This window comes from Undibacterium sp. TC4M20W, from assembly GCF_049340245.1.
Lineage (GTDB): Bacteria > Pseudomonadota > Gammaproteobacteria > Burkholderiales > Burkholderiaceae_D > Undibacterium.
Genome location: NZ_JBMPPI010000031.1, coordinates 39,422 through 59,429, shown reverse-complemented (window position 1 = coordinate 59,429; position 20,008 = coordinate 39,422). Strand labels below are relative to the sequence as shown.

24 protein-coding genes are annotated in these 20,008 nt (G+C 48.6%); 15 read left to right on the top strand and 9 right to left on the bottom strand.

The genetic code is table 11. The annotated features are described in order from the left end of the window. Window position 1: 1 nt before the first annotated feature. On the bottom strand, window positions 2-1,282 hold the full coding sequence (locus ACO0LL_RS25600; RefSeq protein ID WP_422953637.1) for an NAD(P)/FAD-dependent oxidoreductase: 1,281 nt from the start codon (window positions 1,280-1,282) through the stop codon (window positions 2-4). A gap of 235 nt (window positions 1,283-1,517) precedes the next feature. Here ACO0LL_RS25600 and ACO0LL_RS25595 point away from each other — a divergent pair, with 235 nt between their 5' ends. Both ACO0LL_RS25595 and ACO0LL_RS25590 read left to right on the top strand, forming a co-directional pair. Further along, on the top strand, window positions 1,518-1,754 hold the full coding sequence (locus ACO0LL_RS25595) for a DUF2798 domain-containing protein (protein ID WP_422953636.1): 237 nt from the start codon (window positions 1,518-1,520) through the stop codon (window positions 1,752-1,754). A gap of 202 nt (window positions 1,755-1,956) precedes the next feature. Continuing rightward, a complete protein-coding gene (locus ACO0LL_RS25590) occupies window positions 1,957-2,622 on the top strand; it encodes a hypothetical protein (protein WP_422953635.1) in 666 nt (221 codons plus the stop codon). A 65-nt stretch (window positions 2,623-2,687) separates the two neighbouring features. On the opposite strand, the gene ACO0LL_RS25585 is transcribed toward ACO0LL_RS25590, so the two are convergent. After that, on the bottom strand, window positions 2,688-3,041 hold the full coding sequence (locus ACO0LL_RS25585) for a metalloregulator ArsR/SmtB family transcription factor (RefSeq protein WP_422953634.1): 354 nt from the start codon (window positions 3,039-3,041) through the stop codon (window positions 2,688-2,690). Window positions 3,042-3,145: 104 nt separating this feature from the next. On the opposite strand from ACO0LL_RS25585, the gene ACO0LL_RS25580 reads away from it, so the two are divergent. After that, window positions 3,146-3,523: a thiol-disulfide oxidoreductase DCC family protein gene (locus ACO0LL_RS25580; RefSeq protein ID WP_422953633.1), complete on the top strand. Its 378-nt coding sequence runs from the start codon at window positions 3,146-3,148 to the stop codon at window positions 3,521-3,523. Window positions 3,524-3,561: 38 nt separating this feature from the next. Then, complete coding sequence (gene ubiG / locus ACO0LL_RS25575) at window positions 3,562-4,311, top strand: bifunctional 2-polyprenyl-6-hydroxyphenol methylase/3-demethylubiquinol 3-O-methyltransferase UbiG (RefSeq protein WP_422953632.1); 750 nt, start codon at window positions 3,562-3,564, stop codon at window positions 4,309-4,311. Here ubiG and ACO0LL_RS25570 read toward each other — a convergent pair. After that, window positions 4,238-4,849, bottom strand: coding sequence for a DUF4166 domain-containing protein (locus ACO0LL_RS25570; protein WP_422953631.1), 612 nt, complete (start codon window positions 4,847-4,849; stop codon window positions 4,238-4,240). The two genes, ubiG and ACO0LL_RS25570, sit on opposite strands and share 74 nt — an antisense overlap. Before the next feature lie 322 nt (window positions 4,850-5,171). Between ACO0LL_RS25570 and ACO0LL_RS25565 the strand changes: the two genes are divergently transcribed. The 5 genes from ACO0LL_RS25565 (at window position 5,172) to ACO0LL_RS25545 (ending at window position 10,484) form a co-directional block, all read left to right on the top strand. Beyond that, window positions 5,172-6,581, top strand: a complete 1,410-nt coding sequence (locus ACO0LL_RS25565; protein ID WP_422953630.1) for an MBOAT family O-acyltransferase — start codon at window positions 5,172-5,174, stop codon at window positions 6,579-6,581. A 15-nt stretch (window positions 6,582-6,596) separates the two neighbouring features. Continuing rightward, the gene (locus tag ACO0LL_RS25560; RefSeq protein ID WP_422953629.1) at window positions 6,597-7,820 is read left to right on the top strand and encodes a hypothetical protein; all 1,224 of its coding nucleotides are present in this window, start codon (window positions 6,597-6,599) and stop codon (window positions 7,818-7,820) included. Between the two features lie 291 nt (window positions 7,821-8,111). Continuing rightward, the gene (locus ACO0LL_RS25555; RefSeq protein WP_422953628.1) at window positions 8,112-8,426 is read left to right on the top strand and encodes a BON domain-containing protein; all 315 of its coding nucleotides are present in this window, start codon (window positions 8,112-8,114) and stop codon (window positions 8,424-8,426) included. A 459-nt stretch (window positions 8,427-8,885) separates the two neighbouring features. After that, window positions 8,886-9,068, top strand: a complete 183-nt coding sequence (locus tag ACO0LL_RS25550) for a CsbD family protein (protein WP_422953627.1) — start codon at window positions 8,886-8,888, stop codon at window positions 9,066-9,068. Between the two features lie 165 nt (window positions 9,069-9,233). Continuing rightward, the gene (locus tag ACO0LL_RS25545; protein WP_422953625.1) at window positions 9,234-10,484 is read left to right on the top strand and encodes an AI-2E family transporter; all 1,251 of its coding nucleotides are present in this window, start codon (window positions 9,234-9,236) and stop codon (window positions 10,482-10,484) included. Between the two features lie 130 nt (window positions 10,485-10,614). Here the strand turns inward: ACO0LL_RS25545 and ACO0LL_RS25540 are convergent, their stop codons facing one another. Beyond that, window positions 10,615-11,079 carry a glycine zipper 2TM domain-containing protein gene (locus ACO0LL_RS25540; RefSeq protein ID WP_422953624.1) on the bottom strand — a complete coding sequence of 155 codons (465 nt, stop codon included), beginning with the start codon at window positions 11,077-11,079 and terminating at the stop codon, window positions 10,615-10,617. 484 nt (window positions 11,080-11,563) lie between these two features. On the opposite strand from ACO0LL_RS25540, the gene ACO0LL_RS25535 reads away from it, so the two are divergent. After that, window positions 11,564-12,259: a Crp/Fnr family transcriptional regulator gene (locus tag ACO0LL_RS25535; protein WP_422953644.1), complete on the top strand. Its 696-nt coding sequence runs from the start codon at window positions 11,564-11,566 to the stop codon at window positions 12,257-12,259. Between the two features lie 140 nt (window positions 12,260-12,399). Here the strand turns inward: ACO0LL_RS25535 and ACO0LL_RS25530 are convergent, their stop codons facing one another. Beyond that, complete coding sequence (locus ACO0LL_RS25530) at window positions 12,400-13,764, bottom strand: CHASE3 domain-containing protein (RefSeq protein ID WP_422953623.1); 1,365 nt, start codon at window positions 13,762-13,764, stop codon at window positions 12,400-12,402. Window positions 13,765-14,111: 347 nt separating this feature from the next. Here ACO0LL_RS25530 and ACO0LL_RS25525 point away from each other — a divergent pair, with 347 nt between their 5' ends. Beyond that, on the top strand, window positions 14,112-14,492 hold the full coding sequence (locus tag ACO0LL_RS25525) for a response regulator (RefSeq protein ID WP_422953621.1): 381 nt from the start codon (window positions 14,112-14,114) through the stop codon (window positions 14,490-14,492). Window positions 14,493-14,629: 137 nt separating this feature from the next. Here ACO0LL_RS25525 and ACO0LL_RS25520 read toward each other — a convergent pair whose 3' ends face one another. From ACO0LL_RS25520 to ACO0LL_RS25505, 4 genes are all read right to left on the bottom strand, one after another. Further along, the gene (locus ACO0LL_RS25520) at window positions 14,630-15,262 is read right to left on the bottom strand and encodes a response regulator (protein ID WP_422953620.1); all 633 of its coding nucleotides are present in this window, start codon (window positions 15,260-15,262) and stop codon (window positions 14,630-14,632) included. Between the two features lie 406 nt (window positions 15,263-15,668). Then, on the bottom strand, window positions 15,669-16,067 hold the full coding sequence (locus ACO0LL_RS25515) for a hypothetical protein (RefSeq protein WP_422953619.1): 399 nt from the start codon (window positions 16,065-16,067) through the stop codon (window positions 15,669-15,671). A gap of 128 nt (window positions 16,068-16,195) precedes the next feature. Beyond that, on the bottom strand, window positions 16,196-16,396 hold the full coding sequence (locus ACO0LL_RS25510; RefSeq protein ID WP_422953618.1) for a hypothetical protein: 201 nt from the start codon (window positions 16,394-16,396) through the stop codon (window positions 16,196-16,198). 70 nt (window positions 16,397-16,466) lie between these two features. Beyond that, window positions 16,467-16,682 (bottom strand): hypothetical protein, encoded by a 216-nt coding sequence (locus tag ACO0LL_RS25505; protein ID WP_422953617.1) that lies wholly within the window; start codon window positions 16,680-16,682, stop codon window positions 16,467-16,469. Between the two features lie 576 nt (window positions 16,683-17,258). Between ACO0LL_RS25505 and ACO0LL_RS25500 the strand changes: the two genes are divergently transcribed. The 4 genes from ACO0LL_RS25500 to ACO0LL_RS25485 all read left to right on the top strand — a co-directional run bounded on the left by ACO0LL_RS25500 (window position 17,259) and on the right by ACO0LL_RS25485 (window position 20,005). Then, window positions 17,259-17,717, top strand: a complete 459-nt coding sequence (locus ACO0LL_RS25500) for a PA2169 family four-helix-bundle protein (RefSeq protein ID WP_422953616.1) — start codon at window positions 17,259-17,261, stop codon at window positions 17,715-17,717. 299 nt (window positions 17,718-18,016) lie between these two features. After that, window positions 18,017-18,643: a LemA family protein gene (locus tag ACO0LL_RS25495; protein ID WP_422953615.1), complete on the top strand. Its 627-nt coding sequence runs from the start codon at window positions 18,017-18,019 to the stop codon at window positions 18,641-18,643. After that, on the top strand, window positions 18,640-19,497 hold the full coding sequence (locus ACO0LL_RS25490; protein ID WP_422953614.1) for a TPM domain-containing protein: 858 nt from the start codon (window positions 18,640-18,642) through the stop codon (window positions 19,495-19,497). The genes ACO0LL_RS25495 and ACO0LL_RS25490 overlap by 4 nt, the downstream gene beginning before the upstream one ends. Further along, on the top strand, window positions 19,400-20,005 hold the full coding sequence (locus ACO0LL_RS25485; protein WP_422953613.1) for a TPM domain-containing protein: 606 nt from the start codon (window positions 19,400-19,402) through the stop codon (window positions 20,003-20,005). Before ACO0LL_RS25490 ends, ACO0LL_RS25485 begins: the two co-directional genes overlap by 98 nt. Window positions 20,006-20,008: the final 3 nt, after the last annotated feature.

Below are 20,008 nucleotides of genomic sequence, written 5' to 3'. Positions count from 1 at the left end.
TTTATTCACGCAGCCAGTCACGCAATTCATAATACCAATAGGCGCATTGCGCGGCCATCAAGCCAAGGCTACCAAAGGCAGGTGGCAAGCCGTAGTGATCAAGTCCATGAGGTAAAGTCTGCTTATGGGCGATTGCCTGCGCCACGACTTCGCCAGCCAGCGTGGTTGGTGCTATGCCATGGCCGCCAAAACCCATTGCATACCAGATACCGTCAGGCAGACAACCGATTTGTGGCATCTTGTGCTGGGCATAGCTCATCAGGCAGCACCAGGCATATTCGACCTTTGTTCCAGCCAGTTGCGGATACACCTTGAGCATGTCACCGTATAGCAAATCAGCGACTTCGGCGGGCTGTCTGTCGCGTATGGAAATGCGCCCGCCCCAGAGCAGGCGGCTGTCTGCCAGTGGCCGGTAATAATCAAAGGCAAAGCGGGTATCATAAACCGCAGCGCCGGTTTGCATCGCACTTGCCAGTTTGTCGCCCAGTTTTTCAGTCGCCATGACATAGGTAGCGATAGGCAGTACCGAGCGCCCCAACTGTGGATAAAGTTTTTCTATGTAGCCACCACAACAGACGACCACGTGTTGTGCCTTCACCGAGCCATTTGCTGTACGTGCGATCTTTTCAGCACTACCAGCATCAATCGTGCTTACGCGGCTATGCTCATGGATACGCACAGCCCCGGAGCTCAAAACCCTGGCCATGGCCAGGGCATATTTCAGCGGGTGGAAATGAAATGCATTCTGCTCATGCAGGGCACCAAAATACCGCTCAGTATTCAACACGGCACGGGTCTGTTCCCGTGACCACGGCGTCCAGTCGACTTCAAATTCGCGCAGCATGAAATTTCTTTGCTGCGCGAGTTTTTTTGCGTCATCAAACCAGTTGGCCAGCAAGACGCCATTGTCGTTGATGTCGCACTCCATCTGATGTTGCGTGATGCGTTGCCGTATCAGAGCAACTGCATCCAGCGTCAGTTGATACAGCTTGCGTGCATGCTCAAGTCCAACTTGTTTGATCAGGCTTGCATTGTCGAGGCTGAAACCGCCAAACACAAAACCACCATTGCGACCAGAGGCACCGTGGCCTATCACTTCCGCTTCCAGCAAAACGATATTGCGGACTCCACGCTCCATCAAACCCATTGCCGTTGCCAGGCCAGCAAAACCACCGCCGATGATGCAGACTTCGCAATCGAGGTTTTCTTGCAGAGATGGGTAGTCAATAGCCGCAGTACTTGCCTGATAAAAGGTTTGCTGTAAATTTTCTTGGAGGATCATAAGCGCTTGCAGCGACAGAAAAGCCGTCAAATTACACGCAATAGCAGTGGCAAGGCAAGCATGAACTCTTATCTGTCCCTTGTTTACTTTTGCTTGATGGGCAATTACACTGAGGTGCTAACTTTCTTTCAAATCCTTTGCACATTGCTGGCAATCTGCATCAGCAGCGCGCTGAACAGACCAGCGGGCTCGTGGGGATTTATGAAAACTCAATATTATTTTCCTGGTCGATCACATGCGTAAATTGCCGGCACGTTTTGCGGGACTTGTCATGCCCTTGCTGTTATCTATACTGATGACCTTTATCGTTTCTTTCATCAGTACCTTACGTAGTGTCGGCCTGGTAGATCACTTCCTGCAAATCTGGATGGGTTCCTGGGCATTGTCGTGGGTGTTTGCTTTCCCCGCTTTGTTGCTGGTTTTGCCGCTGGTCAGGCGCATCACCAGCATGCTGGTTGAGGCTCCGCGCTGAGCCATGGCTGGTTTTGTTGCACAACTCTGCTAGCCTGAGTCAGCTGGAAATAGAAGGAAAATAGCAGCCAGGTAGAAACATCTGCTTACAAGTAATTACGATTTATCACGTACAAATCATTGTGAATTTTATATTATTACTTTTTGTAAATATATCATTTTGATGATGCATGAATTTTCATTCATTGTCTTCATTCGCAACAATGAATACCGCATTTATACAAGTAGTAAAAGACCGCAAACTTGCCCATGACTTGAGGCAGGTCGCAGATGATTTTGAAATCCTCGATTTTTTCAAGCAATATGGTAGTTGCTGTTTTGTGATGTCTGCCTTGCTCGCGCGCATATTGTCAGAAAAAGGTTATGCCGCCAGAGTCCAGGGATGCTATGCCGAAATCACACAAAATAACGGTGTTTTTTACATAGGCTATAAGGGTTTTGCGCACGATCAGCAAAAAGAAGGTCATGCTGTCTGCATAGTCGATGAGCAATACCTCATCGATTTTGGACTGGGAACTTTAAGAAAGTTTTATGCCGAGGATTTCAGCCACGCGCTGGCCTGCGAAATTTTGGGCGACAATCCGGTGCTGGGTCATCTTGAGCTGGATAGTGGCGCGATAATGACATGGCGTACAGACTGGATTTCACCCATGGTGAGCACAGAACTGGAACACCAGCTTGCAACAGTTGAGCGTGTATTAAGTGGCTATGACGACTTCCAGAAAAACCGTATGGCCTATCTGGTCAAGAAATTATTTTCCGGGCCAAATCTTCCCTTGACGCCTCCTGCCTTGTTGAGCAGAGTCACTGCCAAGCCGCAGCTACCGTTAAAAACGCAAAAAAGTGAATTGCCTGCCGCGCGCGAGTAAGTGGATTTTTAAGTGAATTTTAAAGTAGATTACTAAGCGGATTTTTAAGCGGATTCTAAAGTAGATTATTCAACGGATTTTCCAACAGACTTTTTCACTGCCAAAGCCTTGCTTTCTTTTTTCAGGGACTTGGATACAGGGCACACTGCCTGCATGAAACTAGCCAGTGTATTTGCCAGATTGTCCCCCTGCAAACGATAGAAAACAAATTGCCCGCGCTTGTCACTGGCAATCAATCCTGCTGATTCCAGTATGCGCAAATGCTTGGACAAGGACGGTTTGGTCATGTCGAAACGCGCAGCAATTTCCCCGGCAGACAATTCTGTCTCCGATAAATAAGCCAGAATCTTCCGGCGTGGCGTCGATGCCAGGGCTTCAAATACTTTTTCCATAATTAGCAAGAACTGTTGATGACTCATCTTAGCACTTTAGCCGGTAATCGTGAAGTTAATTAGATAATTAGACATTTAGCTAAATAAGGTATATGCTTGAATCGTGAACTGAAGAAAGGCAGACAGGTATCATGGAAACTGACAAAGACATTGCAGGCAGCACGACGGTCTATTACAACAGTGCCTGCCCTGTATGTGATGCTGGCATACGCGATCAGCGTGGGCGTATGCAGACTTGCAAGATCAACTGGGTAGATGTGCATACTGACCCTGATGCAGTCAAAGAAATCAACAGCGAGCTGGAAACCGTACGCGAGCGCCTGCATGTGCGCAATGCCAATGGCGAACTGCTGACGGGTGAGCAGGCCTTGGCTGCCTTGTGGTCGCAAACCAGTGGACGTCGCTGGCTGGCCTGGCTGACACTAAGGCTGAGTTTTTTGACGCGGCCACTGTATAACTTCATCGCCAGACACCTGTACCGCTGGAACCGCAGGCGCGGTCACTGGTAAGACCCTGATTCGATTATCATCAATCAATAGAGAATGTCATGAGCACAATTCGTACGATAGCAAGCAATGCCGACCCAGCCGAACTGGCACGTTTCAATAGCCTGGCAAGCCGCTGGTGGGATGAGAATTCAGAATTCAAACCCTTGCACAGAATTAATCCACACCGGCTGGCATGGATAGACCGCCTGGTTCAACTGCCAGGCAAGCAGGTGCTGGATGTGGGTTGTGGCGGCGGCATTTTGGCAGAGTCCATGGCGCGCAAGGGTGCCAAAGTCACAGGCATAGACCTGGCTGATAAACCCTTGCAAATCGCCCAGTGGCATGCGCAAGGCCAGGACGTGGATGTGCATTATGCCAAAAGCAGTGCCGAGGCATGGGCCGGACAACATGTTGGGCATTACGATGTCATTACCTGCATGGAAATGCTGGAGCATGTGCCATCTCCCGCTGCTGTCATCCAGGCCTGTGCAGAGATGGTCAGACCTGGCGGCTGGGTATTTTTCTCAACGATCAACCGCAATCCCCTTAGTTATGCGCTGGCGATTGTGGGGATGGAATATCTTATGCGCATCCTGCCGCGAGGTACCCATCAATATGCGCGATTTATCAAACCAGCAGAATTACTCGCCATGGCAAACGCCAGCGGCCTGGCCTTGCAGGACCAGCATGGCCTCGGCTATAACCCGCTGACTCAGCGCTTTCGCCTGCATGGTTTCATGGGAGTAGGCTATCTGCTGGCGATGCAGAAGCCATTGCAGGTGCAAGTTCCAGCAAGCCAGAGTAACTGAGCAGCAAGCCCAGGCCAGGCATGACAACGCCTACATAAAAACGATAGCGGCCATCTTCTATGCATTTATAGGCCTGCGATTGCGGAAACAGCTTCACAGGCAAGGGTATGCCATGCAGATGCGCCGCAAGAACGCGCCAGCTCCAGCCGCCGCCTTCAAGAATATCTACCGTCAGGCGAAAATGCATCAGCCCTGTGCTCTCTTGCCAATAAGCATGTGGATACTGGCCATGCGGTGCAAACACAGTGACCAGTTTTTCTACCTTGCCGTCCGGCGCAATGAATTCTCTGGCCCAAATCAATTTCCCTGGCGCATGGCTGATACTGACCCTGTAGCCTGAACGGGTGTGGGTGATCGGCACGCCCAGCTTCTTTGCCAGCCGGCGTCCCAGAAAACCAGCCAGCCCCTTGCCCAGCTTGATATCTATCTCGCCTTGCAGCGTACCGCCATGGAGATGGATTTGCTGCAGAAGAGGATGCAAATTGCTGAAAGACTCACCAAACCACTCCTGAACCGGGGTAAGAGGGGGGCTCGGCATCGTGGTTTCTGTAGTCATGCGTGCCATTGTAATGCTGCAAACCAAGCCTGCAGAGTAAGCCAGAAAAATAAAAAAGTATCGCTGACACTGTTCGGTACGGCTCTGATTTATTTTGATTGCGGAGGAACAGTAAAATGCCTGACCCACAGGTAAAAACAGGCTTGTGCTTCTTTTTTACAGCACATGGCATTAAAATCCCGCACCAGACACATATTTCGCTGATGCGCAGGTCATATATGGAAATGGCGGGCGCTTTGATCACAGAGTACAAATAAGCAAGTAAATAAGTACAAATACGCAAGCACAAGAGAAAGTACAAAACATGGTTTTTAGTACGGTTAGTTTTTTATTTTATTTTTTACCGATCTTTCTCGTCTTGTATTTTGCATTGCCGTTTCGCCATTTCCGCAATATTGTCTTGCTGCTTGCCAGCCTGATATTTTATGCCTGGGGCGAACCTAAGAACCTGCCCTTGTTATTGATTTCCATCCTGCTCAATTATCTGTGCGGGCTGGGCATGGGCCGGGCGCAGGAAAAAGGTGGCACAGGAAAATCCATCTTCATCGCAGGCATAGGTTTTAATCTGCTCTTGCTGGCCTACTTCAAATATTTCAATTTTGCGCTGGATAGTCTGTATGCAGTGCTGAATGGTGTGGGCATCGCCATGCCCAAGGCAGAGGCAGTCACGCTGCCGCTGGGAATTTCTTTCTTTTCCTTCCATGCGATTTCTTATCTGGTGGATGTCTATCGCAAAAAAACGGCGCATGAAAAGAATCTGTTTGCCCTTGCCATGTATATCACCATGTTCCCGCAACTGATTGCCGGGCCCATTATCCGTTTCTCTACCATCGCCAGGCAATTACACCAGCGTCACCATACTGTGCGCAGGGTGGAACTGGGTATCAAGATTTTTATTCTCGGTCTCGCGCAAAAAGTCTTGATCGCCAATAGTGTGGCCTTGCCTGCTGATCAGATATTTTCACTGGCACCAGAGACTTTGGGGCTGGCCAGCGCCTGGCTGGGCATCACCTGCTATACCCTGCAAATTTATTTTGATTTCTTTGGGTATTCGAATATGGCCATAGGTCTGGGCCTGGTGACCGGCTTTACCTTTCCGCGCAATTTCAATTATCCCTATGTCGCGCAATCCATCACCGAGTTTTGGCAACGCTGGCACCTGAGCTTGTCGCGCTGGTTCCGTGACTATCTGTATATACCGCTCGGTGGTAACCGTGGATCCAGTCTTGCCACTTACCGCAATCTGTTTATCGTGTTTTTCCTGTGCGGGCTCTGGCATGGCGCAAGCTGGACCTTTGTGGCCTGGGGCCTGTATCACGGTGCTTTTTTGGTACTGGAACGTAGCGGCCTGCAAAAAGTGCTGGCAGGCTTGCCCAGGGCATGCAGGCATGTGTATACGATACTGGTGGTGATGGTGGGCTGGGTGTTTTTCCGTTGCGACAGTTTTGCCCAGGCCCTGCATTACCTGCAGGCCATGGCTGGCGGTATGCCCGCAGACAATGCGGTCGCGCCTGTCTTGAGTTTTATGAATGGCACGGTCATCACGGCTCTTTGCGCCGGTATCCTGGTTTCTACTCCCATCATGCAGGCAATGAATAAACCGCTGGCAGCTGTCAGGATGGCCGCTCCTGTCCTTAGTCTGACGTTGTTTGTCATATCGGCAGTCAGCCTGGCGACCGGGGCTTACAATCCTTTTATTTATTTCCGTTTTTGAGACTGGAAGTTAAAGATGAAATCATCGAGTCCAGCCGCATCAGCCACTATCTATAAAAAGCGATTTTATATCAGGGTAATCTTTATCTTTGCTTTCTTTGGCTTGTTGATACTGCCAGCCCTCATTCACCTGAGTGGCAAATGGCAGGGTAGCAACACGGAAAACCGCGTCCTGGCAAGCGCACCGGTATTGCCAGTGAACATGGCAGATGTGTTGAAATTCCCATCCGTGACCGATGCCTATCTGAATGATCACTTTGGTCTCAGGAGCCAACTGGTGGCATGGAATAACAGCCTGCGTTATCACGTGCTCGGCGATATCAATGCCGTGCAACTGACTGCAGGCAAAGATGGCTATATCTTCTTTAACTCCCATGCTGCCAATACACCTTTGGGCATGGTGCACTTCCTGTGCGGTAAAAATGTGAGTGCGCAAGACCGTGCCGGCATGGTGGAAACTGCATCCGGCTTCATGCAGACTGCCTTGCAGACCAAGGCCGATAGTTACTTGCTCATGGTGCCTACCAAGCCCGTCGTCTATGCAGAAAAAATGCCGGACTGGTTGCAAAGCCAGTGCCAGCTGTATCCCCCCACCTTGCCAGGCGTGATTGCCAGTCTTGATCAAAAACCAGGCCTGGCAGGCAGAGTGATCTATCCCCTGCCAGAGATGCTGGCGCTCAAGGCCAAAACCGAAGTGTACCCAAAAAATACTTTTCACTGGACAGGCATGGGCCCGCAAGCCTTGGCGCAATGGCTGTCTGAAAAATATTTTAAACATCCGAGGTTGATTACCTTATCTGGCCAGTTGCATGACCGGCCTTCAGACATACAGCAATTCTTGCCTGGTGTCACACTGAACGTGCCAACACGTGAGCCTGATTATGCCCTGGCAGGCATTACCGCGTGTGCGGGAGTTGCCTGCTTCCCTGAATGGAAGGGTGTGGCTGCCACTTTGGGGGATGTCAGCCGTTACCGGCATGATAAACAACAGGGGCCCAGACTATTACTGATCTCGGATTCTTTTGGGCATGGTGTCGCTGGTTTTTTTGCCGAATACTATGGCGAGGTCTGGCACCTTTCCATGAATAATATCAATCTGCTGACAGAGGCTGAGCGGGCCAGTTTGAAGAAACTTGTTTTTGAAGATTTTGCACCTGATCAGGTGCTCTATGTATTTCACGATGCTGCCATCTCTTATTTTGAGAGAGCACCTGCTCAGCTTTTGAACGCAAAAAGATAAAAATTCTCAGCTTTGGCCGGGCCAAAATGCAAGGCATTACAAGGTGAGGTCGAAAACTCTTGCCTGCCTGCATTTCCTTAAGTCCTACAAACTCGCAGTCCAGCGTCCTATATCTGACAGCCATAGCCGCTGCTACGATACATCCCATGCCTGAACGATAAAAATCACTCTCTCAAAGACTAGCGGGTAACACTGAAGGTCACAAACAGTTGATATTGTAAGTGCAGGCATTTATAGCAACTTTTCCGTCTGGCATATAAACAAGTGAAATCCTAATCAAGGAGTATAAAAATGAATAACTTCGTAAAAAAAATCACTGGCATTTTTCTGGCAAGCATGATGGTTTTGATGGTCGGTTGTGCTTCAACTGCAAAGCAGGAAAGCACTGGCGAATACATAGATGACACGCTCATCACGACTAAAGTGAAAGCTGCCATCGTCAATGAGCCAACATTGAAAGCAAGTGAAATCAATGTTGAGACTTACAAAGGCATAGTCCAATTGAGTGGCTTCGTTGCTGATCCAGCTTCATCCAGCAAGGCCGTCAGTGTGACGAGTGAAGTCAAAGGCGTTAAATCAGTCAAAAACGATATACGCGTTAAATAAACAGGTCATCAGGTCATCAAGTCAAGGGCTCTGCGCAGCTTTGCTCAAAGCCCGGTCTTGATGGTGACCAATGGTGATTATTGGTAGTCGTTACAAGTGAGCGCTACAGGAGCTCAGAACCAGTAGGTCGCAGAAACTTTCAATTCAATCTGCATTTGCTGTTGTTCGATTGCAGGCAATTACGTGACAGCCAGACGTGATTGCCACTTGCTCCGCAAACAGCTTGGTGAATAACTGGACTGATTGTGGAGTTTTTTTATATGTGTTGCCTAACACACTGACATAGTGTTTTTCTCAACATAAACTGAATTTACTTTTATCAGGCAATAATCAGCCAGTAATCAGCTGGTATTGAGGTAATAGCCAAGGCTAATTTGATGCTAATTTGATGAACATTGAAACTTAGCCTGATACAAGTAATTTTTTGTAGTCCCCCCATTTTATTACAGGAGCTTCATGATGAATTCAGATCAAGTCAAAGGCGCAGCAAAAAAAGTGGCAGGTAAAGTCCAACAAGAAGCAGGCAAGCTGGTCGGTAGCAAAGAACAGCAAGTCAAGGGTGCTGCCAAACAAGTAGAAGGCAGCATGCAAAAAGCAATTGGTAATATCAAGGAATCCCTGAAGGACGAACAGAAGCACTAAGCTACTGTCGTTTCGCGGGCTTAGGCACTAGTTTGCACGGTGCTTAAGCCCGGAAATTTTATGTATTGCAGCTTAAGTACTGCAGTACGTATTGCAGCTTATCTGTAGCATCTCGCAAATCGTTAATTCAATAATCAAAATAATGCAAATGAATGGACAAAAGCGATGGATGTACCTCTACCCAATTTACCTTCTGGCATCGACCCCACCAATACCACCAATAGTTCGGCCAGATTGACTGACAATAATGACCAGGTAATCGCCGATAGTCCAGTCGCTGAAATCAAAGCACCTGCAAATGCTGAGGCGCCCGCTCAGCTGATTCCCGGCATACATGTCAATGCACGCGGTCTTGCGCTGACCATACTGGCAACGGTCGCTCTCATCTTTGCCTTACGCGCCGCGCAACGCTTTTTCATTCCCCTGACCTTTGGCATTTTCATTGCCTATACCTTGTCCCCATTGGTCGATGCATTGCAGCGCCTGCGCTTGCCGCGCGTGATTGCTACCAGCATTGTCATGGCCAGCATGATTACCATTATTGCGACTCAGGTCAGTTCACTGCATACAGAATTTGACGCCATACTTGATCAGTTGCCGGTAGCAACGCGCAAGTTTTCCAGCGAAATGAGCAAGTTAAAAATAGGGCAGGCTGGCCTCATGCAAAAGATGCAGACAGCCGCAACAGAAATAGAAAAAGCAACCAGCCAGGCGACTTCAGGTGACCAGCCAGTTGTAAAGAAGACGGTTGTCAATGAAGCCCCGGTACTGAAATTGCGCGAGCTCTTGCTGGCCGGCTCTCTGGGCTTCATGGATTTGCTGGGGCAGACTGTCATGATGCTGTTTCTTATTTTCTTCCTGCTGCTGTCCGGCGATAAATTCAAGAGAAAGCTGGTCAAGATTACCGGGCCTTCGCTGACGCAGAAACGCATTACCGTGCAGATACTCAGCAAGATCAACACTTCGGTGCAGCAATACATGTTCATGCTGCTGATCACCAATGGCCTGCTGGCTTTCCTGACATGGATAGCGTTTCATCTGATAGGCTTGGACAATGCCGGCGCCTGGGCAGTCACTGGTGGCTTGCTGCATGTTATCCCGTATTTTGGGTCGATTTTAATGGCGCTGGCAGTGTGCCTGATTGCCTACGTACAGTTTGGTACCATCTCGATGGCGCTGCTGGTGGCAGGTATCTCTGTAGCGATCGCCGTGCTGGTAGGCACGGTGGTGACGACCTGGATGACGGGCCGTATCACCCAAATGAATACAGCGGCAGTATTTATCTCTTTGTTGTTCTGGGGCTGGCTATGGGGTGCCTGGGGTTTGCTGCTCGGTGTGCCAATTATCGTCGTCGTCAAGGTCATGGCAGAACATATCGATGGTATGCAGGCTGCGGCAGAACTATTGAGTGAATAAGCGCTTGCTGGCGAACATGTAAGATGTTGACGTCAGGCTTGCAGGCATAAAAAAAGCCATTCCTTGAAATTACTGGAATGGCTTTTTATTTTGTCAAACCCGGCATTGCATCTAATACCGTACTTAGTGCTTAATTGCGATAGACGTGGTTGTCTTTGACATACACCTGGGCACCAACGCGCAGATCGACAATATTGTCCTGAACTATGCTTTGATAGACACCGTTTTCCAGTCGCACACTGATCTGGTATGCCTCACGCACTTGCTGGTTGCGATTATTTTTTTCTATATTGTTACCAACAATCGCACCACCTACAACGCCAGCGGCTGTCGCTGCAGCATTACCCAGACCGCCACCTACCTGGTTACCCAATATACCACCGACGATACCGCCGACGATTGCGCCTGCACCAGGGCCTTTGTTTTCATTGCTGACCTGGACTACTTGAATTGATTCAATCACGCCGTAACTGCTATATCCCACCTGCGAGGCTGGGTAGCCAGTCATGGTGGATGGTGAGCTGCTGCCACATCCTGAGAGTACGGCAGAGGCGGCAAAAGCTGCGGCGATGACGGTTTGCTTACAGATATTCATGATCATTCTCCACTGTTGTGATGTGAGTCATCATGAACTTCGCGATTCCGTCTGTCGGTGCGTTATCGTACGGTGTGCACCGCCAAAAAAAACAGATTTCATGCAGCGATGCATCGTTCTTGTAGGACAATTCCCACATTTTGCAGCGCGTTCAGCGTACAAGCTGCTGCCAGACTCTCTGATGCCAGATTCACGGATAACAAACTAAAGTGTAATCAGTTCGAAAGACATCAGAAATTAAAAAGTAACTGGTGTCGATGTCGTGAAAATAAACTCTGTACCCGCAAATATTGTAAGCATGAATGGCGTAGTACGGAACGAAATTGGATGTCTTTGAAAAAGAGGAACAAAAATGAATATCGCTCACACACAAGTTTCTATGACCCCACATCCATCGCTGATCTCTGGCGGGAATTTACATCGCAGGTATTCCGTAGATTACACAACACCAACACGAGCTGATGTTGGTTTGCTTGATGAACCGATGCAAAACGACATCCTGGCGGCATTGCCTGAAGAAGAACTTGCATTCCTGCTGCCGCATCTCGAACTGGTGCATTTGCCATTCGATAAAGAACTGTATGAATACGGTGCTAAATTGTCCCATGTGTATTTCCCTACTACGGCTGTAGTCGCCTTGTTATACGTACTGGCTGATGGCGATGTCACAGAAATCGGCGTGACTGGTCACGAAGGTTTGCTTGGTATCTCTGCTGTCATGGGTGAACGTGCTCTGGGTACAGCGATGGTGCAATGTGCTGGCGACGCCTACAAGCTTAAAGCTTCAGTCTTGAAAGAGGCGTATGCCAAATGTGGCAAGTTACAGCATATCCTCATGCGCTATACGCAGGCCCTGTTTGCCCAGATGGCGCAAAATTCTGTCTGTGGCCGTCACTATTCGATAGACCAGCAATTGTCACGTTGGTTGCTTGACAGGCTCGATCGCCTGCATTGCAATGAAATCAAAGTGACCCAGGAGATGATCGCCAATATGCTGGGTGTACGTCGTGAAAGCGTTACCGAGGCAGCTGGTAAATTGCAGCACGAAGGCCTGATCCAGTACAAACGCGGCAATATCACCATGCTCGACCGTGAAGGCCTGGAGATGCATGCCGGCGAATGCTACCGCGTGTCCAAACAAGAATTTGACCAAATACTTTCAACAGCCATGGCACGATAGTGCTTGAATTAAGTTTAAAATAAATGGCGAGAGCTGGCTGGTCAGACTAGGGCGCATAATAGGATGCATAAGACGAAAGCAAAAGCCTGATATTCTGACCGTAAAATCCAAAATCCCGTTACCCAGGTAACGGGATTTTTTTACGTCTTGAAAGGAATAAATGCTTCAACGACAGTGCCAATATTTTTCTCACCCGGCTTGACAGAGAAACTGCCACCCAATAGCAAGGCACGCTCACGCATACCCAATATGCCATGTGATTTGGGCTTGGTCAGAGCCTCTTTCTGTATGCCTATACCATCATCACGGACCTGCAGCCATAAACCCTTGTCAGTACGTTTCAAGCTGATCTTGACCTCGGTAGCCTGGGCATACTTGATGACATTATTCAGTGATTCCTGGGTAATGCGGAACAAGGCGATAGACCAGGCCGGGTCTATGGTATCGAAATCTTCTGTAATATCGGTCACGTAAGCCAAACCAGCCATGGCTGTCGTCTCTTCACAATAATGCTGTATTGATGCAGACAGACCCAGGTTGTCGAGCATGCTGGGGCGCAAATCTTCTATGATGCGTCGCTTCATATCCACCGTATCAAGCAGGGCGCGCTTGGTTCTTTGCAATTGCTTGACCAGATCTGGCTCCTTGTCCTTGAGCTTTTCTGTCACGACCGAAATATCCATGCTGATCGCCGTCAGGTTCGACCCCATTTCATCATGTAATTCGCGCGCGAGTTTGGCTTTTTCTTTTTCAGATACATTCAGCAAGTGATGTGACAGCACCGACAATTGTTCAGTACGTTTCAATACCGTACTCTCAAGATTGTCATTCGCTATCTTCAAGGCATTTTCTATACCGCGCTGTTTGTAGAAACTGCGGTAGATCAGACGGTAAAACAGTATCAATACCAGTAATGCTATGCTGTTGGTCGCCGTACCAAAGAACAGGGCATCTTTATAGTCCTTGTAAAAATTCTGGCGCCTGGCGGCGAGAACCTCGTTTTCTTCCTTTTCCATGATGATATCGAGCAGGCGGATTTCATCCATGACTTCCCGTCCATCACCAGCCTTGGATATCTCGACTATTCCCGTCAACCCAAATTCTCTATAGGTCGACAGGGCTGATTCAAATATCTTGGTTTTACTGCTATACAATCTGCGCAACTCTGCCAGGTTCTTGATCTGGGCAGGATTGTCTTGCAACAGCCTTTCCAGTTCCTTGAAATCATTCTCCAGCTTGCTCTGAGCGACTTGCATTGGGCGCAAATAGATTTCATTGCCGGACATGAAATAACCACGCAAACTGCTTTCAGAATCCATGATGAGCAAATTGATGTTCTTGAGCTTGTCTTTGACACTCCAGTTATGCTCTACCCAATCATTGTTGAACTTGAGCTTTTCCATATTCTGGTATGCTGAATAGGCATTGCCGATCAGGACGACGAGACAGGTCACGAACAGAAAAGTGATGTAAAGCGGGATGGAAGTCGATGCGTTTTTTTTCATGAAAATTTCCTCAAATAGCGCCTGCAAACAGCATGTGATTGCGGAAGAAAATTGGAGTCAGTCATTTTTTCTCCCCTTTTTCTGTCGTTGTAAACCAGGGTTTTCATCACTTGCGGGCCATGAAAAACAATACCTGAATTGATAAATTATGTGTCGCAAGTTTACAGTAAAATTTTGTAGCCCCGGAAACTTAAATAGGTAGTCTTATTCCTACAAGCAATTCCGCGAAAGCTTATTGCTAATCCGCATGAGTCTCCTTAAAATGAATTGTAGTGGGCCTCTGGGATACGCGGTCTTATAAATGCATTTATCAGCGCGAGTTTCAGTTCGTAAGAGTGTGGAACAAAATGAACGACAAGAAGAAATTAAAAGTATTTTTAATCGAAGACGCGCAGCGCATCCGTTCTGTGCTCATCGAGGTATTGCAGCAGACGGAAAATATAGAAGTCATTGGTTTTGCAGAAAGTGAACAAGAGGCCTTGTTTCAATTGCGCTCTATTGAGTGGGACGTTGCCATTGTCGATATAGGTTTGCGCGAAGGCAGTGGTCTGGCTGTATTGTCCGGCTTGAAAAATGATGGCCGTCAATATGGCTCACGGCTGGTATTTACCAGTAATCCCAGCAATGCCTTGAAAACCCGCACCATGTCACTGGGTGCTGAAGGTTTTTTTGATAAATCCCGTGAAATGGACAATCTGGTGGGCCACATCCAGGCCCTGGCTCATTAATCTTCTCATTAATCTTATTAATTAATCTCATTAATTGTGATTAATTAAATGTCGAAAAAGTAGCTACCGTAGTAGCTTCTTCCTTACTCTTACTCTTCCTCTACTCTGACTCTGTTTTGAATCTGGCGCTGGCCAGCTCACTCCAGTAGATTATTCTTCATTGCGTAATACGTCAGGTCACAGTTTGACTGCAAATTCATTTTTTCCATGACGCGGGTGCGATAGGTGCTGATGGTTTTTACGCTGAGCGACAGTGTCAGCGCAATATCAGAGACAGATTCGCCTTTGGCCAGTCTTAAAAATACCTGGAACTCGCGGTCAGACAAATCAGTATGCAAGGCAGTTTCTGCATCATGATCGAAGCCCTGGGCCAGGATTTCACCGACATCAGCGCTGACATAACGGCGGCCGGTAGAAACAGTCCTGACAGCCTTGATGAGCTCGTGGGCATCGCATTCCTTATTCAGGTAGCCGTTAGCTCCCATTTTCAAGAGATTCACTGCGTATTGCTGTGCTGGATAGCCACTTAAAATAAGGATAGGCAAGTCTGGCTGCCCTTGCTTGATGGTACGCAGGGTGTCTATGCCACTCTGGTCAGGCATGCTGATATCTAGCAGCATGACGTCGCAAGCTTCTTTCCTGGCGATTTCCAGCGCTTCACGGCCTGTGGTTGCCTCGGCCACGACTTCAAAGTCGCTGACCTCTGAAAAGATCTGCTTGAAACCGGCCCGTACAATCTGGTGGTCATCACAAACTGCAATACGTATCATTTTCTTCCTTCAATTTGGGAATGCTCGAATGATTGAAACTAGTTTCAATACGGCATCACAAAGCATCATCAACTACTCTAGGGGGAGGGAATTTTAGCAATTTCCCTACAGTTGCAAAAATTGTCAAATATCCTTGCCCATAACCATAGCATAGCATCTACACAGGATATAGGTAAGTCACTATCAAATTCCCCTCGCCATGCTTACTCATCTGGGGATAACTAATTTCGCTTAAACCAGTCTGTAATGAGCGTCAGGAGAGGCAATTTTGCAACCCGTTTGAAACAAGAGCAGCAAGACTAGTCCTGCTGCTCACTAAAAATCATAAAGCTTGGGGATCAGTAAAAAGTCAATTTAGCAACTATTGTAAATACCTTTGCTGCCTGCTTTACCGATGCCAGAGCTCTCAGCGTGACTGACGGAATAAAACGCCAAGCGCCACCACCGTTGCCACTGCCAGACCCAGCATCGTCATTGGTTGCCTTCTGACCTGGATGCGGCAGGAGTCCAGCAATTTTACCTGGTTGATATACAGTTTTTCACTATGGTCGGCGAGTTTGGAAACTGCCTGGCTCGCGCCTGATGCCAGCTTGTCGGCAGCCTGCTCTTTGATGACATTCAGTTTTTCAACGGCTGGTTTGACTGCTTCTGCAGTTTTCGCCTGCACCTGCTCTACGAATGTAGGCGGATTGTCCGCAGTAGGGAAGGGGATAGCAGGATGGTTGATGCCATTTACAGCCCCATCATTTGCCGGGGTAGCCGTATTTGTGGCCGCATTATTCGCATTACTCGTATTGCTAGGCATGATTACTCCTTTTCCTGGATCAGGTCCAGTTGACTGTTATAGGGAAGCGCGAGATTTTTCACAGTTGCGTTGCTTAACTGCCGTTGCTTAGCTGAATTGCTCAAAGCGCTTGTTGTGCCTCATTGTGCTTATTGCACCGTTGTGCTGTCTGTTGCCGGGCGGCTTACTTTGGGCGGTAAATTACCGCCTTCGCCTTCCCAGGTACTAATTTCGGTTTTATGCAGTTTTTTGGCCGCATGTTTTTCGTGGTATCTTTTTTTACCGAACGCGGTCATCAAAGCCCAACTGGCAATGCCAGCGACAAGGAACAAATGTTTAGTGGGTATCATAAATTTCTCCTGGTTATGTTCATTTGCTTAATTTGTTTCAGTTGCTTCATTTACTTGCAATAATCCGTATTCAGGATCTGGAAATCGAAGTAAGGCTATTTTGCTGGCGCTTGATGCATTGCCTGATGACCTTTTGTGCATCACCGATGGCGATCTGGCATTTGGCATTGGTCATTTTTTGATAACCGCGGGCAAGCATTTGCTGTCTGCCGAGTAAGTGACCGATGCCAACGCTTACTGCACCCTGCAAGAAAAATACTCCGCATTTAAATAGACATATACTCATTGCGATCTCTCCAGAAAAATGGTGAATCCTGATCCATACGGTAAGCCAGTGGCAGCTCTTACATCCGCCAGCTCCAGCCAGCGCTTGGCTAAAACTGTTATCGACTTGCATTGCATACTAGCATCGGCCCTGATCACACCATATAGGACGCGGACGCCAGCCTTTGTAGGAATAGATGAAGTAAACCCGCCATGTTCTCTAGTAAGCACCATGGCAGAATTGATGGCTGAATGAGTAGCTGAACGTGTAGCTGAATGAGTGCTGAACCCAGGTGCGCAGTCCAGCAATCCAGCCATATTGAGAGAAATTCAAAGAGTTTGCCGCAATCTCTTGAGCTCCTACATGCCTGCAAGCCCATGTCCGATACTGCGAATTGTCCCCGGGTTTTAGTATGTGCTTATGTCAGCGGGAGATATAAGCCCCTGGCGAAATTCCTGTCATGTCAGTAATCATGGCGACAGGCAAGTTGTCGGCAAGCTGTTCTGCCTGCGGATATAAATATGTAAGCAGGAATATATAAGCAGGCGTGTGTACAGCGCTAAGGCTGGCTAATTCACTACCAATAAAGGAAACATCATGGACAACGACGACATCATTTCTACCCTGAACGACCTCATCGAAACCAGCAAAGATGGCGAAGAGGGCTTTAAAGTCTGCGCTGAAGATGCAAGTGGCCGTCATCCACAGCTCAAAGCCATGCTGGCTGAGCGTGGACGTGAATGCGCCCTGGCAGCTTCTGAACTGCAAGAACTGGTACGCAATCAGGGTGGCGATCCAGAAACCAGCAGCAGCGTGTCCGGTGCCTTGCACCGTGCCTGGACCAATATCCGTACCGCTGTCACAGGCAAGGACGATGAAACAGTGCTCAACGAATGCGAACGCGGTGAAGACGTGGCCGTAAAAGCTTACCGCAAAGCCCTGGAAAAAGATTTGCCTACCCATGTACGCCTGGTGGTAGAACGCCAGTATCAGGGCGTGCTGCGTAACCATGATCTGATCAAAACCCTGCGCAATCAAGTCAGGACACATGCCTGAGTTAATTGACGATGCCGTGCAAGGCTACTAAACCAGCTTTGCATTGCTCATCGATCAAAACCCGCGGGGTGCAAGCCTTGCGGGTTTTTGTTTTTGATCATCCTGGTTCATCAAACTTTGTTGTGCCTCAATGCTTGAGGGGCAATTTGCCCTAGTCTGCATCTAACTTATATGCTGCATGAAGTGCACTGTGCGCCAACGTACCGAAGTCATCGGCTTGAACTGCCACTATGACCATCATCAGTTAAAGAATAATTTCACGCGCTTGATGGCGCGTTTGCAATCACGGAGAAATTAAAATGCGCAAATTAGGCTTGTTATTGTCGATGATGGCCATGTTGGTACTGTCAGGTTGTGGCTACAATGGTTTCCAGAGTGGCGACGAACAAGTCAAGTCTAGCTGGTCTGAAGTCTTGAACCAATACCAGCGCCGTGCCGATCTGGTACCTAATCTGGTGAACACCGTCAAAGGCTTTGCTGCACAGGAAAAAGATGTATTGCTGGGCGTGACCAATGCCCGTGCCAAAGTTGGCAGCATACAGGCTACGCCTGAAATATTGAATAATCCGGAAGCTTTTGCCAAGTTCCAGTCAGCACAGGGCGAATTGTCAGGGGCCTTGTCCAGATTACTGGTGGTTACTGAAAATTATCCCCAACTCAAGTCCGACGCTAACTTTCGCGACCTGCAAGCCCAGTTGGAAGGCACAGAAAACCGTATTGCCGTAGCCCGCAACCGGTATATCAAATCAGTGCAAGAATACAATGTGATGGTACGCTCCTTCCCATCGAACCTGACAGCCATGATGTTTGGCTACAAGGTCAAACCCAACTTTGCAGTCGAGAATGAAAAAGAAATCGCCAAGCCGCCGACCGTAGACTTTGCTGCCCCTGCAGCCAATACTACCAACACAGGCGTCGCAAAATGAGCATCCTGCAAAAAGCCGGATATTTTATTTGTGCATGCGTGCTGCTGCTGAGCTTTGATGCCGCTGCACAAATTGCCGTCCCACCCATCCAGACCCGTGTCACGGATCTGAGCGCGACACTCAGCGCTGAACAAAAAGCCACACTGGAACAAAGCCTGCGAGCTTTCGAAACTAAAAAAGGCAGCCAGCTTGCAGTATTGATCGTGCCAACCACCGCACCAGAAAGCATAGAACAATATGCCTTGCGCGTGGCAGAACAATGGAAACTGGGACGTAAAAAGGTGGATGACGGCGTCATCCTGCTGATGGCAAAAAATGACCGCACTATGCGTATAGAAGTCGGCTACGGTCTTGAAGGTGCCCTCAATGACGCCACAGCCAAACGTATCATTGCCGAGACCATGACGCCTTATTTCAAGCAAGGCGACTACTATGCCGGCATCAAGGCAGGTACAGATCAGATCATGCGTGTCATTGATGGTGAACCCTTGCCTGCGCAAAGCCCGGTCAGTGCAGTTGATAACGGCAGTTTTCAGCAATATGCACCAATATTATTTGTCCTCGCTTTAGTCGTTGGCGGCGTGTTGCGTGCCGTCTTTGGCAGGTTGCCCGGTGCCATCATCACAGGTGGTGTCGTCGGCGTTATTGCCTGGTTTGTCATAGGCGCAGTCTCCATGGCAATAGTGGCTGCTATCGTCGCCATGGTATTCAGTCTGTTTAGTGGTGTACTGGGTGCGCGTGGGATAGGTGCCTATTATGGCGGATCAGGACGAGGTGGCTTTGGTGGCAGTGGTGGAGGATTCAGCGGTGGCGGCGGTAGTTTTGGTGGTGGCGGTGCATCGGGGCGGTGGTGATATGAGAAAACTTAACTTCCCGCGCATTGCAAAACATATGCTGAGTATGCATTCGCAGTTAAAGCGCTCTTTTCCGCCTGCAAGCCTGGACGCCATAGAGCGCGCCATCAAACAGTGTGAAGCAAACCACCTGGGCGAAATCCGTTTCGTCATCGAGAGTGCGCTTGACTGTGCTGCCGTGTTTGCAGACCAAACGACCAGAGAACGTGCGATAGAGGTTTTTTCCCAGGTCGGCGTATGGGATACAGAACACAATAACGGGGTGCTAATCTACGTTTTGCTGGCTGAGCGCGAGGTAGAAATCATCGCAGATCGCGGCATCTATCGTAAAACCGGTATTAATGCATGGAACCAGATCTGCCACCAGATTGAAGCGGCCTTTAAACAAGACCGCTATGAAGAAGGTGTTATCCAGGGCATACAGGCTGTTGGCATGCACTTGAACACACATTATCCCGCCAGCGGCGAGAACATCAACGAATTGCCGGACAAACCTATTTTGTTATAGAAG

Bases quoted from the DNA above. Each gene is read 5' to 3' on its own strand.
- ACO0LL_RS25600 (WP_422953637.1), bottom strand. From the start codon at position 1,282: ATGATCCTCCAAGAAAATTTACAGCAAACCTTTTATCAGGCAAGTACT.
- ACO0LL_RS25595 (WP_422953636.1), top strand. From the start codon at position 1,518: ATGCGTAAATTGCCGGCACGTTTTGCGGGACTTGTCATGCCCTTGCTG.
- ACO0LL_RS25590 (WP_422953635.1), top strand. From the start codon at position 1,957: ATGAATACCGCATTTATACAAGTAGTAAAAGACCGCAAACTTGCCCAT.
- ACO0LL_RS25585 (WP_422953634.1), bottom strand. From the start codon at position 3,041: ATGAGTCATCAACAGTTCTTGCTAATTATGGAAAAAGTATTTGAAGCC.
- ACO0LL_RS25580 (WP_422953633.1), top strand. From the start codon at position 3,146: ATGGAAACTGACAAAGACATTGCAGGCAGCACGACGGTCTATTACAAC.
- ubiG (WP_422953632.1), top strand. From the start codon at position 3,562: ATGAGCACAATTCGTACGATAGCAAGCAATGCCGACCCAGCCGAACTG.
- ACO0LL_RS25570 (WP_422953631.1), bottom strand. From the start codon at position 4,849: ATGCCGAGCCCCCCTCTTACCCCGGTTCAGGAGTGGTTTGGTGAGTCT.
- ACO0LL_RS25565 (WP_422953630.1), top strand. From the start codon at position 5,172: ATGGTTTTTAGTACGGTTAGTTTTTTATTTTATTTTTTACCGATCTTT.
- ACO0LL_RS25560 (WP_422953629.1), top strand. From the start codon at position 6,597: ATGAAATCATCGAGTCCAGCCGCATCAGCCACTATCTATAAAAAGCGA.
- ACO0LL_RS25555 (WP_422953628.1), top strand. From the start codon at position 8,112: ATGAATAACTTCGTAAAAAAAATCACTGGCATTTTTCTGGCAAGCATG.
- ACO0LL_RS25550 (WP_422953627.1), top strand. From the start codon at position 8,886: ATGAATTCAGATCAAGTCAAAGGCGCAGCAAAAAAAGTGGCAGGTAAA.
- ACO0LL_RS25545 (WP_422953625.1), top strand. From the start codon at position 9,234: ATGGATGTACCTCTACCCAATTTACCTTCTGGCATCGACCCCACCAAT.
- ACO0LL_RS25540 (WP_422953624.1), bottom strand. From the start codon at position 11,079: ATGAATATCTGTAAGCAAACCGTCATCGCCGCAGCTTTTGCCGCCTCT.
- ACO0LL_RS25535 (WP_422953644.1), top strand. From the start codon at position 11,564: ATGCAAAACGACATCCTGGCGGCATTGCCTGAAGAAGAACTTGCATTC.
- ACO0LL_RS25530 (WP_422953623.1), bottom strand. From the start codon at position 13,764: ATGAAAAAAAACGCATCGACTTCCATCCCGCTTTACATCACTTTTCTG.
- ACO0LL_RS25525 (WP_422953621.1), top strand. From the start codon at position 14,112: ATGAACGACAAGAAGAAATTAAAAGTATTTTTAATCGAAGACGCGCAG.
- ACO0LL_RS25520 (WP_422953620.1), bottom strand. From the start codon at position 15,262: ATGATACGTATTGCAGTTTGTGATGACCACCAGATTGTACGGGCCGGT.
- ACO0LL_RS25515 (WP_422953619.1), bottom strand. From the start codon at position 16,067: ATGCCTAGCAATACGAGTAATGCGAATAATGCGGCCACAAATACGGCT.
- ACO0LL_RS25510 (WP_422953618.1), bottom strand. From the start codon at position 16,396: ATGATACCCACTAAACATTTGTTCCTTGTCGCTGGCATTGCCAGTTGG.
- ACO0LL_RS25505 (WP_422953617.1), bottom strand. From the start codon at position 16,682: ATGAGTATATGTCTATTTAAATGCGGAGTATTTTTCTTGCAGGGTGCA.
- ACO0LL_RS25500 (WP_422953616.1), top strand. From the start codon at position 17,259: ATGGACAACGACGACATCATTTCTACCCTGAACGACCTCATCGAAACC.
- ACO0LL_RS25495 (WP_422953615.1), top strand. From the start codon at position 18,017: ATGCGCAAATTAGGCTTGTTATTGTCGATGATGGCCATGTTGGTACTG.
- ACO0LL_RS25490 (WP_422953614.1), top strand. From the start codon at position 18,640: ATGAGCATCCTGCAAAAAGCCGGATATTTTATTTGTGCATGCGTGCTG.
- ACO0LL_RS25485 (WP_422953613.1), top strand. From the start codon at position 19,400: ATGGCGGATCAGGACGAGGTGGCTTTGGTGGCAGTGGTGGAGGATTCA.